The sequence below is a fragment of the Aequorivita vladivostokensis genome, from assembly GCF_000952855.1.
GTDB lineage: Bacteria > Bacteroidota > Bacteroidia > Flavobacteriales > Flavobacteriaceae > Aequorivita > Aequorivita vladivostokensis.
Genome location: NZ_JSVU01000008.1, coordinates 58,070 through 70,293, shown reverse-complemented (window position 1 = coordinate 70,293; position 12,224 = coordinate 58,070). Strand labels below are relative to the sequence as shown.

10 protein-coding genes are annotated in these 12,224 nt (G+C 41.6%); 5 read left to right on the top strand and 5 right to left on the bottom strand.

What is annotated here, in order from left to right; translation table 11 throughout:
• The first annotated feature begins 147 nt into the window (after window positions 1-147).
• On the top strand, window positions 148-1,437 hold the full coding sequence (gene hemL, locus MB09_RS12145) for a glutamate-1-semialdehyde 2,1-aminomutase (protein ID WP_045081192.1): 1,290 nt from the start codon (window positions 148-150) through the stop codon (window positions 1,435-1,437).
• A 102-nt stretch (window positions 1,438-1,539) separates the two neighbouring features.
• Here the strand turns inward: hemL and MB09_RS12140 are convergent, their stop codons facing one another.
• From MB09_RS12140 to lysS, 4 genes are all read right to left on the bottom strand, one after another.
• Window positions 1,540-1,884 (bottom strand): hypothetical protein, encoded by a 345-nt coding sequence (locus MB09_RS12140; RefSeq protein WP_045081191.1) that lies wholly within the window; start codon window positions 1,882-1,884, stop codon window positions 1,540-1,542.
• 94 nt (window positions 1,885-1,978) lie between these two features.
• Window positions 1,979-2,407: a hypothetical protein gene (locus MB09_RS12135; RefSeq protein WP_045081190.1), complete on the bottom strand. Its 429-nt coding sequence runs from the start codon at window positions 2,405-2,407 to the stop codon at window positions 1,979-1,981.
• Window positions 2,408-2,604: 197 nt separating this feature from the next.
• Complete coding sequence (locus tag MB09_RS15580; RefSeq protein ID WP_084709109.1) at window positions 2,605-4,725, bottom strand: T9SS type A sorting domain-containing protein; 2,121 nt, start codon at window positions 4,723-4,725, stop codon at window positions 2,605-2,607.
• A gap of 196 nt (window positions 4,726-4,921) precedes the next feature.
• A complete protein-coding gene (lysS, locus tag MB09_RS12125; protein WP_045081189.1) occupies window positions 4,922-6,613 on the bottom strand; it encodes a lysine--tRNA ligase in 1,692 nt (563 codons plus the stop codon).
• A 248-nt stretch (window positions 6,614-6,861) separates the two neighbouring features.
• On the opposite strand from lysS, the gene MB09_RS15800 reads away from it, so the two are divergent.
• The 3 genes from MB09_RS15800 (at window position 6,862) to MB09_RS12110 (ending at window position 8,502) form a co-directional block, all read left to right on the top strand.
• Window positions 6,862-7,020: a YqaE/Pmp3 family membrane protein gene (locus MB09_RS15800; protein WP_076692431.1), complete on the top strand. Its 159-nt coding sequence runs from the start codon at window positions 6,862-6,864 to the stop codon at window positions 7,018-7,020.
• A 4-nt stretch (window positions 7,021-7,024) separates the two neighbouring features.
• Entirely contained in the window at window positions 7,025-7,765 is a 741-nt protein-coding gene (locus MB09_RS12115; RefSeq protein WP_045081187.1) for a hypothetical protein, read from the top strand.
• A gap of 203 nt (window positions 7,766-7,968) precedes the next feature.
• Window positions 7,969-8,502, top strand: a complete 534-nt coding sequence (locus MB09_RS12110) for a hypothetical protein (RefSeq protein WP_045081186.1) — start codon at window positions 7,969-7,971, stop codon at window positions 8,500-8,502.
• Window positions 8,503-8,694: 192 nt separating this feature from the next.
• Here MB09_RS12110 and MB09_RS12105 read toward each other — a convergent pair whose 3' ends face one another.
• Window positions 8,695-10,944 (bottom strand): zinc-dependent metalloprotease, encoded by a 2,250-nt coding sequence (locus MB09_RS12105; protein ID WP_045081185.1) that lies wholly within the window; start codon window positions 10,942-10,944, stop codon window positions 8,695-8,697.
• 216 nt (window positions 10,945-11,160) lie between these two features.
• Between MB09_RS12105 and MB09_RS15575 the strand changes: the two genes are divergently transcribed.
• Window positions 11,161-12,222: a tail fiber protein gene (locus tag MB09_RS15575; RefSeq protein WP_052671376.1), complete on the top strand. Its 1,062-nt coding sequence runs from the start codon at window positions 11,161-11,163 to the stop codon at window positions 12,220-12,222.
• Window positions 12,223-12,224: the final 2 nt, after the last annotated feature.

The window sequence follows — 12,224 nt, the reverse complement described above, 5'->3', positions numbered from 1 at the left end:
TTATGAGTTAGGAGTTATGAGTTAGGGGTTATGAGTTAGGAGTTTGGGGTTATTGGAGAAATTAAGAAGAAAGAGAAAAATGAAATATGGCGGAGTGTACTACTGTTCGTCAAGGCTTCAGAATAAAAAAATTATCAAAATACTATTATGAATTACCAAAGAAGTAGCGCCCTTTTTACGGAGGCGCAAAAAGTTATTCCGGGCGGTGTGAATTCGCCCGTTCGCGCATTTACGGCCGTTGGGGGCACTCCCGTTTTTGTTGAGAAGGCAAAAGGAGCATATCTGTACGACGTAGATGGCAACAAGCTGATTGATTATATAAATTCCTGGGGGCCGATGATCTTGGGCCATGCCCACGAACCGGTAGTGAGTGCCGTAATTGACAAGGCCAAAAAAGGAACGTCCTTTGGAATGCCTACGGAAATTGAAACCGAAATAGCCGCGCTTGCCGTCTCCATGGTCCCAAATATAGACAAAATACGATTTGTGAATAGCGGTACCGAGGCCTGTATGAGCGCTGTTCGGCTGGCGAGAGGCTATACCGGCAAGGACAAGATCATCAAGTTTGCGGGATGTTACCACGGCCATAGCGACTCTTTCCTTATTCAAGCGGGGAGCGGGGCGGTTACTTTTGGCGCGCCGAACAGTCCGGGCGTAACCCAGGGCACCGCCAAGGACACGCTACTTGCCACCTATAATGATTTGAACAACGTGGAAGAGGTAATTGCGGCAAACAAAGATGAAATTGCCTGCATCATTTTAGAGCCCGTGGCCGGAAATATGGGTTGTATCCCGCCTGCCAAAGGATTTTTGGAAGGTTTACGAAACCTGTGCGACGCTAACAATATTCTTTTGATTTTTGACGAAGTAATGACCGGGTTCAGGCTTGCCGCTGGGGGGGCGCAGGAACTTTTCGGGGTAAGGGCCGATATCGTTACGTTCGGAAAGGTAATTGGCGGTGGCCTTCCCGTTGGCGCTTTTGCTGCAAGGAAAGAAATTATGGACCATTTGGCGCCCATCGGTCCCGTATATCAAGCGGGAACCCTGAGTGGAAATCCGCTGGCGATGGCAGCAGGGTTGGCAATGCTGAAGGAATTGAACCAGAACAGGCAGGTTTTTGAGTCAATAAACAAAAAAACCGAATATTTGCACAAAGGCTTAAATGCAGCGCTTACTTCGGAAGGCGTGAAATTTACCATTAACCGGGTTGGCTCTATGATTTCGGTACATTTTTCGGAGGAACCGGTAATTGATTTTGCCTCTGCCGCCGCGGCCAATAATGAAAATTTCAAAAAGTTTTTCCACGGAATGTTGAATGAAGGAATTTACATTGCCCCAAGCGCTTTTGAAACCTGGTTTCTTTGTGACGCATTGAGTTATGAGGATTTGGATGCTACCATCACGGCCTGTGGGAAAGTGGCGAAGACTTTGGCATAAAGGCAAAATATAGAGAAGTTAAGATATCTCGATACTATTTTAATCTAAAAGACCCTTTCTAAATTTAGAAAGGGTCTTTATTTAAATATAATTAATCACTAATTATTCCATTTTAAGCCATTGTTCGTATTGCTCTGGCGTAAGAATCTTTTTCATTGTTTCCTTTAGGGAAGAATCAAATTTTTGTTTGTTGGCCTTTACGGTGGCATCTGCAACGTCCTTGCCATCAATGTGTTTTTGATAGTTTACTTCCTTAGTAACGTAAGCTCTAAATACGGCACGGCTTTGATCGCCATTTAGGTTTAGGGCATCCGTAATTTTTGCGGTTTCTGTTTTGGCTATTACTTCGGGTCTGCTATTATCTTGGGATAGTTGCTGAGCGGAAGCTGTTTGCGCTCCCAAAAGCATTGTAACCGCAAAGGCAAATACTGTTATTAGGTTTTTCATCTTTTTAATTTTTGATTTTAAAGTTACTAAAGTAACTAATTTGATATTAACTAAAACAACAATTACGCCAAAAATAGTGTATTTTTTTGGTTAATTATTTCTCGCCGCGTTTTTCCATTCGTTTTTTGTGCTTAAAGCGTGTCTGTTTATTTTCGCGGTCCTTTTCCCATTTAGAGAATTGTTCCTCGGACAGTATTTCCTTCATTGCTTTTTTCATCGCTATGCGTCGGTCGAGCATTGCGTTTTTTGCCTCAAACTTTTGGGCGGGGGTCATTTCCTCTTTGTTTGCGGGACGTTCAGGCTTGTTTTCTTGCATATCCAGCAACAGTTGTCTCACTTGGGTCTGTTGAGTTTCGTTGAGGTTTAAATCGAGAGTCATCTTTTTGGCGTGCAACTCCGCGCGTTGTTCAGGGGTTAAGTTTTCCCTCAGCTGGCTACGATTTTCTTTTCTGTCCGGGTTTTTGTGTTGTGCGGTTATGGCGAAAGTGGTAAGGGCCATAAGGATTATCATTGCTTTTTTCATCTGCATGCGATTTTAATGTTTACAGAAGTAGGACGCCATAACTATAAATAAGTTTAATGTCAGTCTAATATTTCCGACAAAGTCAATTCAAAAAAATCTTTTAAGGCTGCTCTCTTCTCAAGGATACGAGAAGTTTATGTAAAAAAAATGAGCCGTATTGCTACGGCCCATTTCATAAGAAATAAATTAGCTATTTATTATTTTACAACAAAGCGCAATACTTTGTTATAATCTTCAAATTTCAATACATACACGCCAAAGGAAAGATCCTGGATATTGATGCTGTTGTTGTTTGCATCCACACGTTGGTCTTTAACTTTCTGGCCGAGCATATTGTAAATTGCCACTTTATAATCGCGCGTCAAGTTTGATAATGAAATGGTGCTATCAGCAGGGTTGGGGTAGATAGACACACTGGAAATTTCATTGTCATTAACTCCTGCGGTAACACAGGGGGCCGGAGCCGTACCTGTATTATTATCTTGGTAGTTGCAGTCTGTACTATCAGAAAAGGCCGCAGTGAGATCGATAGCTCCGCCATCTGATGCAAATACTACCCCCACAAAGGTGTGCGAGGTGGTTAGGCCCGATGTGGTTATTGACGCTGTGCCGTCACCCGTTAAATCGAGAGTGCCAGTAGCTGGTGGATTTACAAAGCTTACGGTCACATCTGCCGTGAAGAAATCGTCACTACCATCTGTAGGGGTGCCGTTATCATCGCATAGTGAAATATTTGTGGTCTCTATTGCCGAAATATCGCAGGCTGTTGGATCGCAAATGTAATTAGGCAAAACATAGCCACGTGCCGTAAATCGATCTGTAAAGGCATCGATTTCGGCGCAGCTATATCCCATATCTATAGCTGCCTGTCTAACTGCGATAGCAGCGTTTTGTTGGTTGGTGTTGCTATTTGTCATGGCAAGACCTTCCCAAACTGCGGCGTCCATTTTTTCCCTTCCTATAATTTCCCAAATTTCAAGAAGTACTGAGGCCCATATCTGTCCATCGGTATGGATTGAACCAGTAAGGCCTCCAGGGTAAGTGGCGCCATAATTGGTAACCCTTCCGTTCCAATATTGATTGTGTCCGTCCCAACCAAATACCCAGAAATACTGAGGGTCTGTAATATCCCAAAAGCCTGTGCTTCGTTTATAGGAATTGGCCCAATAATCTCCTGTTCCCTCACTTAGGCCATTTACTTGGCTAAGATTGCCGTTGGTAGCAAAATCGTGAAGTCCGTGTCCCAATTCGTGAAGTATAACGTCCATATCTTCGGCATCATCTACACCGCCTTCCCCAAATTGAAGCGTACCGGCAGTATAAAAAGAGTTATCTGCACCATTGGCGCCGTGTGGATCATAGCGAACCACGCCTCCATTGTAGATGGAAACTAACGGAATTCCTAAAACATCGTTGATGTATCGGAAGCTTTTATCGATGTGGTGATAGCAGTTTGCAGCTTCAAAGCCTTGCTCGTTACGGGTAAAGTTAAAAGCGGGAGATGGTTGTAAAAACAGACCGGTGGCGGGTGAGCCCAATTCCGCTATTTCGGTATAGGGGCCTCTTAGCCTGTAATTTGTGCCGTCAAAATCAATATCGAATAAAGTTACCGCGGTTCTGGCCGCATCAAGATCTGGATTGGTTTGATCGCCATTATCGGAATAGGTGCCGCCATAGGTACTGCCCGTTTTGGTAAGTGGATCTGGGTCAAAGACCAGAGCCGTTCCGTTTGCAAGCGTGGAAGTTGGATTTTTTATTGAAATTGGACTGTGGTCGCCATTTTTTTTATGATAAATCGCAATATCCTGGGTGCTCAATATAGTACCTGTTTTGGCATCTATGATAGTTTCCCAGTTGCCTATGCGAAATTCGGACATAATGGTTACCCTATAAACCAATTTGCTGCTGCCCAATTTGTTGTACACATAAAGCTTTACGTCTTGGTTCGAAATATAGCCTTCAATGTTTAGGGCTGTTTTCGCGATATTAAAAGCTTCATTTTCAGATATTGATGGGTTTGTATCTATTGTTTCCACGGCACTGTCAAACGTACTGGCGTGGTAGGTTACTTGATTCTTGTTTGAAACGTGGACTGCTACGGATGAGTCGAATACCTCTACCCCGTTTACGGTGTGTTGATACCGAAATGTCTCACCGGAAGGACCGGCGTGGCTTTTTGTCATGGCAAAACCTTGATTGGTTTTGTTGATGGGCATGTTACTGTCCATCCAGGATTGGGCTACACTTTCCTTGCTTATTTGTGCAAAGAAAACTTGTGTAAACGCCAATAATAGCGAAGTGAATAATAGTCTTTTCATAAAATAATAGGTTTAGAATGAGTGAATAGATTGCCAAATGTAGCGGTAATCTGTTATAATTCAAAGCGTTTTAAAACAAAGAATTAAAAGAATATTCTGAAATTTCCCGAGAAAAATGAAAAAAGGAAACTACATTACCGTAATCTCCTTTTTGAAATTAATTGCAGAACCTATGGGGAAAGGTTGCGTTGACTATTTAAATTGTGGAAACCATTAAGGCGTCTTCTGTCTTTTCCACCTTGGCCACTTTTGAGGCGGTTAGGCCTTTTATTGCTTTGTCCCACTTTTTGTTACTTAAACCACTTTGGGTTTTTAGTATTTCCAATGCGATAGGGGAGTTGGCTTTCAATAAGGTATAAACCGTTTTTTCTTCTTCGGTCATTTCTATCTTTTTCTTCTCGGGGCGCATTTGTGGAAAGAATAGCACTTCTTGAATTGAAGCGTTATTGGTGAGGAACATAATCAAGCGGTCCATCCCAATGCCCATCCCGCTGGTAGGAGGCATACCGTATTCCAAAGCTCTAAGAAAGTCGTAATCTATAAATGCCGTTGCCTCGTCATCGCCTCTATCTGCCAATTTTAATTGAGCCTCGAAGCGCTCGCGCTGGTCGATGGGATCATTAAGTTCGCTATAGGCATTTGCAATTTCCTTGCCGCAGACCATAAGCTCAAAACGTTCGGTGAGTTCTGGGTTATCGCGATGCTCTTTGCACAGTGGGCTCATTTCTTTTGGATAATCGGTGATAAAGGTGGGCTGAATGTAGTTGCCTTCGCACTTTTCGCCAAAAATTTCATCAATCAATTTGCCCTTGCCCATAGTATCATCTACGGGAATTTTCATATCCATTGCAGCCTTGCGAATTTCCTCTTCCGTCTTTCCGGTAATATCGAATCCGGTAAAATGTTTAATCGATTCTGCCATGGTTACCCTTGGGTAGGGTGCCTTAAAGTCGATTTCGTGTTTTCCGAAGGTAGCCTTTGTGGTACCGTTTACTTCCATGGCGCAGAATTCCAATAACTGCTCACAAAAATCCATCATCCAGTTGTAGTCTTTATAGGAAACGTAAATTTCCATGGCGGTAAACTCTGGGTTGTGGGTGCGGTCCATCCCTTCATTGCGGAAGTTTTTTGAGAATTCATAAACGCCATCAAAACCACCTACGATGAGTCTTTTTAGGTACAATTCATTTGCTATTCGCATATATAATGGAATATCCAGGGTATTGTGGTGCGTAATGAACGGACGCGCTGCGGCCCCTCCAGGGATTGGCTGTAAAATAGGAGTTTCTACCTCAAAATAGCCACGCTCGTTAAAGAAGGTGCGCATGGCGTTAAAAAGTTTGGTGCGCTTTACAAAAATTTCCTTGACGTGCGGGTTTACCACCAGATCGGCATAGCGCTGTCGGTATCGCTGCTCCGGATCTGTAAAGGCATCATGCACCTTTCCCTCAGCATCCACACGTGGTTGCGGGAGAGGTTTCAAAGCTTTGCTTAAAAGCGTGAAGTTTTTAACCATTATGGTCTTTTCGCCTACTTGTGTCTTAAAGAGCTCGCCCTCAATGCCGATAAAATCGCCTATATCGAGCAGTTTTTTATAGACATCGTTATAGTAACTTTTATCCTCGCCTGGGCAAATTTCATCGCGATTGAAATATACCTGAATACGGCCATCGGCATCCTGCAGTTCCGCAAAGGAGGCGGAGCCCTGAATTCTGCGGGACATCAATCTGCCTGCTACAACTACCTTTTTTCCTTCCTCAAAATTGGCCTTTATCTTTATTGAAGTGTCGCTTACAGGGTATAACTCAGCGGGATAAGGGTTTATGCCCCGATCGCGCAGTTGTTGTAGTTTTTCTCTTCGGATTATTTCCAGTTCAGACAGTTGCATAGAATGGTTTCTAAAAATAAGGCTGCAAAGATAGGGAATTGAAGTACGAAATACTAAAGAGGGTTTTCAAAATAAATTCCAAATTCCAAAATCCAAAATCCAAACCTGCCTGTCGTGCCTCTGGTAGGGAGGTTCCAAATTCCAAACCTGCCTGTCGTGCCTTTGGCAGGCATGTTCCAAATTCCAGATTCCAAATTCCAAAATAACTAAGTCTGAAAATAAGGAATATAAATTGTAGCTTTGTTTTTATGAGTTTATGGCGCGTGCTGCTTGCAATCCTTTTTCCGCCCCTTGCTGTTATTGGTAAAGGTTGTGGTTCTGTACTTATAGTTTTTATACTTACCGTTTGTGGTTGGATTCCGGGCGTTATTGCCGCTTTAATTATTTTGAACAATCCTAACAGATAGCCATATGAAACTAAAATTACTCGCACTTTTTACCCTCGGCTTATTATTTTGGAGTTGCCAGTTTACAGAAACAATGGTGATGAATGCAGATGGCAGCGGTACCATGGCCGTAGAGGTAAACCTAAACGAGATGATGGCCTTTGGAGGATCGGCCATGGGCGATTCCCTGAATGTAAAGTTGGATACCATTATCTATATGAAGCAATTTTTGGAAGAGAAAAAGGACAGCATTTCCCAACTATCAAAAGATGAACGGGAAAAACTGAGAAAAATGGAGAATTTCAATTTTCATATCAAGATGAATTCTGAAACTGCGGAAATGGTTTATGAGGTTTCCACAAAATTTACACATATACGCGAGGCAAACGATATTTTGAACGGGCTGGAGCAGGCCGGCAATTTAATGCCCAGTCCAGATTCCAGTAGCCAAACAAAAGAAGATGGGAATTCGCCCGAAGTGATAGGGGTAAACTATTCTTTCGCCGATGGCGTATTTAATAGGGACGCATATATTAAGGATAAAACCCTCCATAAGAAGCAGGTGGACAGCTTAAAGCAGACCGAAGCTTTTATGGGTGGCTCCTATTATACGTTAAAATATACTTTTCCGAAGAAAATAAAACGGACTTCCAATCCCGATGCCACCTTTTCCGGCGATGGAAAAACCGTAATAGTGCAGAAGTCATTTGTCGATTATTTTAAGGATCCCGATCTGTTGGATCTAGAGGTGGAGCTGGAGCAGTAGGATGCGGGGTTACGGCTGTGGCGTGCTAGATGCTGGGGGCTGGATGCTGCACTTCGACTGCACGGAGTATGACAGGTGATGGGTGCTTGGGTTTAGACCGCGAATAAATTTTGTATGAAAGTTGGGAATAGATATTTTAAAGCAAAGCGCCAAAAAATAAATCCATTCCTTTATTATATATTGAACCTTAAAATCAAACCATTATGAAAGCATTTTATTTTTTACTTCCACTTTTAATGATAAACGCATGCAAAACGCAGACGGGTACAGCAACCACAACAGAAAACACCATGGAACAAATAAGCGAAAAGGCCACGGGCTGTCCCGAGGCGGGGAACTGTAACGTGCAAGTTCACGAAAACATGAATCTTGTTGTCAAGGAAGATGGCACGGGAGCGACCTATCCAGAGATGGTTGCCGGCTCGAATACCGTAGTTGTTTACACCTATTTAAAAAAAGGACCGGAAAATACGGTAGATGGGGATTATTCTGAAACCATCCACTTTGAGATACCAAAAGCCATGAAAAATATTAACAAGGTGAATGCTTCCTTAAGCGATGTGAAATTGCTTTATGGCAAACATTGCTATTGCAAAGGAGAAGCCGGTTACTATCCAATTACGAATGGGGAACTGTCGGTTTCCATCAATAATCAGACCCTTGCATTTAATCTAAATTTTGAAGTGGGAAAAACTTCGCAGGTAATTTCCAACATATCGGAGACGGTTAAGTTTTGAAGTAGTCGGTAGTTGGTAGTCGGTAGTTGGTACCGGTTAGTTTATCATTTTTTGGATTGTTTGTTTCATTCGGGAAACATTTGATCGACTTGCACTTAGTGCAAAGAATCAGGTAAACCCAAAAAAAAAGAGAAAAGAACAGAATGTAAATTCTGTCTTTTCTCTTTTTGGTTTAAAACTACCTTGTGAAGCTTAGTTTTTCACAATTTTTTTGGTTGTTATCTTATTGCCATTTTTCACAACAAGGAAATACATTCCACTTTCAATATAGCTATACTCCAACTGCTTGCTGAAAGTACTTGTAGCGGAAACATCGTCAAAAGTATACTGGTTGATCGCTCTACCTCTTAAGTCGTAAAGAGAAATCTCAATCTTATCATTTGAAGCAGGCTTAAATGTAAGGTTGAAAGTACCATTGGATGGATTTGGATATACCGAGAAATTATCAAAAGTGAAATCTTCTACACCCACAGTACCATCTACTGTTATAGCGGCATTGTTAATGTCATAAAAAATATTGTTTGAAGATTTTACCATCAACCTACCTGCAGTAGTATTCACATTAGGTACGCTAATCGTAGCACTTCCTGTGTTTGGCAGATTTAATGCCACACTCAATGGATAAGTTTGTCCGCCATCCGTTGAGAACCAAATGTCCACATTGGGGCTGTTAACCGGAGCGACATCCGTACCTGCAACATCCCAAGTCACCGTTTCGGTATTGCCGATAGTCCAGGTAGTGTTCGTACTCTGTGAAGTAACCACAAATGGACCCGAACCGGCATCAGTAGTAACAACCATGTTGTCACTGTCTGAAGATCCTCCACCCGCTACGTTATCGCGAACGGTCAATCTAAAGTTCATGGTTCTGCCAACAGCCGGTACAACCTCCCAAATGTTTTGGGTTGAGCCGGTGAGGACTGTAGCTATCTTTGGCATAAATCTATCTGGTGAATCTGTGGGATCAAGAGATCTAAAGGCAGGCCCTACAGTGGAAGTATTGTTTGGAGGCATTGGGGCTGGATTGCTATCCAATTGTTCCCAGCAATAACTCAGTGCATCTCCATCAGGATCGGTAGCAGTTCCTTCCAATATAAAAGGAGTTGATTTTGGTATAGTATAATTGGGTCCCGCATCTGCAACAGGAGGTAAATTGTTCGTAGGCGTTTGTACGGAGCATTGTCCCGTGCCGAATCTTACAAAATTCCACATTTCCTGAATGCTGTATCCGTGGAAATAATCGTCACTTGCATTTTGAACGTTGGGAGGACAAATACCAGCATACCCCATAATTGTTGAAGCACTACCTGGCTCATAAGAAGCATTCGATCTTTGGCAGTTGTTGTTTTGGGTGTGGTTACCACCAAATTGATGCCCCATCTCGTGGGACACATAATCTACATAAAAAGGGTCGTTCATAGGTTGGGGCAAGCCAGTTACACCTCTTGCTTTACCACTGCCACAAGGGGAACGCAATTGAGCAATACCCCCAGGACCAGTTGAAAATAAGTGGCCAATATCGTAATTTGCGAAACCAATTATTCCATCAATTTTGGCTTGAATTTGATTGATTGCACTAGAATCGTTATTCAAACCATCCGTAGCAGGATTTAAAAATATAATATCCTCATTGTCTGGGATAATGACCATAGTTATGGCCACGTCTCTTTCATAAATTCCATTTACCCTTGTCATAGCAACATTCTGGGCTGCCAATACAGCTGCTTTCTTAACGGCATCGCTAGCAGAAGGATCTACACCTTGATCGTTTAGATGAAAGATGGAATATTCGCCAGTAGCGGCCAAAGCCAGTCTATAGGTTCTTAACATTCCATCATCAGCATTTCTGTTGAAATCCAAGTCTTCTTCAGTATTAGGTCGGGGCCCTACTTGATCTTCCACCATACACACGAAAGGTTCGAGTGCTGGAGGCAGGTCTGTTCTGGAGTAGCTGATGTATTGCTGCTTGTCCTTAGTATAAGGATCTATATAAACAGTTGGGCGTGTGGCAGATGAAATCATTACATGGACTCCATACGGAGAAGTGCTGAATCTTGCTACGGCCGTAGGATCGTCGATTCCCTGTCCCGCAAAGGAACGGATATCTGGATGTCTTTGTTGCAATTCAGGTGCAAAATTGGATGCGTCCACAATTCTAAAGGACTGCAGTTCCCCATTGCCTACTGGTAAGTCAATAACAGTAGTTGAGTTTTTTAGGTTTGCCCGTGCTGGTGCAGTTGCCAGAGCAGCTTGCAAAGCCGAGGTGTTTAAGCTGAAAAGTTTATATTCAGCTGGAGTCGAGCTTCTCGCTTCCTTTGCTTTGGTGGCAACGGAATTTTCTGAGACCGGCGTCCAGAAATTAGAAGAATTTTGTGCGTTCATTCCAAACCACAAAAGTGAAATGGATAAAACCACAATGGATTTAAAAGTACTTTTTTTCATTTTTAGGAAATTTTTATGAATGTTTAGAATGGTAAATATAAAGGTCTTTGTGGAATTTTAAATGATTTCTATATGAAATATTATGTTAACATCGAGGTACATGTAACGATATAATTGGTAAAACAACGATAATATATTTTTTATTAACCTAAAATTAACATTATAATCAAAATTTAAAATTAATTTTAGAATATATTAACTTAAATTTTTACAATTATGAGAATAATCTATCTTATTATTATCTTGGTTTGTGCAGGGAGTCTTAACGCACAAATGGATCCTGTAGTTGGTGACGGATCAATTAAATTTTATACCCAGGGGACGGCGAAGGGCTACTTCATAAGTAAAGCTAGTACTCAGGGATATAATGGAACAATCCTAAGATTTGAACATTATAATCCGTTTGGAGGTGGGAGCACACTCATGAATTTTGTAGGTAATTCTTTGGTAATCGGAAATCCAGTTATAACAAATGAGAAGTTTTATGTCAATGTTAACAGCAATTTTGCTGGAACGGTTAAAATCAATCCAGAATTTGCTTCTGGAAATCTCTTCCAGATAGGATTGAATGGCAGCATTTATAATTTGAATTCAACTAACGGCGGAATAACCTCAACAATAGGGAATAACCGTTCCCAATTCTATGCAAGTTCATCTACAACCTATTTAGGTTTGCGTGATAACAACAATGGTGAGATATTTAAGGTGAGTAATGATCCTACTTTAGGTTCATTTATTCACATGCCTAAGACCAACTCCCGAATTGTTATTGGAGGATTTGGCGATTATAGATTTAGTGAAGGGAAATTGATCGTTAAACAAGGGAATGCGATTATCGAAGGGAACATTATTGCTGATGGAAATATAACAACTGAAGTCGATTTATTTGTTCAGGGAAATTCCTATGTTAACGGAAAAGTTGGAATAGGAACTTCCAATCCAGATGAAAAATTAACCGTAAAGGGGAAAATTCATGCAGAAGAAGTTAAGGTGGATTTAAATGTACCACCCGATTATGTATTTGAAAAATTTTATACTGGAGAATCAACTTTAAAGAGTGACTACCAGATGCCCACCCTTCAAGAGATTGAAGATTTTACTAAATTGAATTTTCACCTGCCTAATGTGCCTTCTGCAGAAGAAATTCAAAAGGATGGCTTGAAGTTAAGTAAGATGACGGCTATACTTTTACAAAAGATAGAGGAATTGACATTGTATACTATTGAGCAAGAGAAACGGATTAAGATTTTGGAGACGAAGCTAGAATCCAATAAATAACT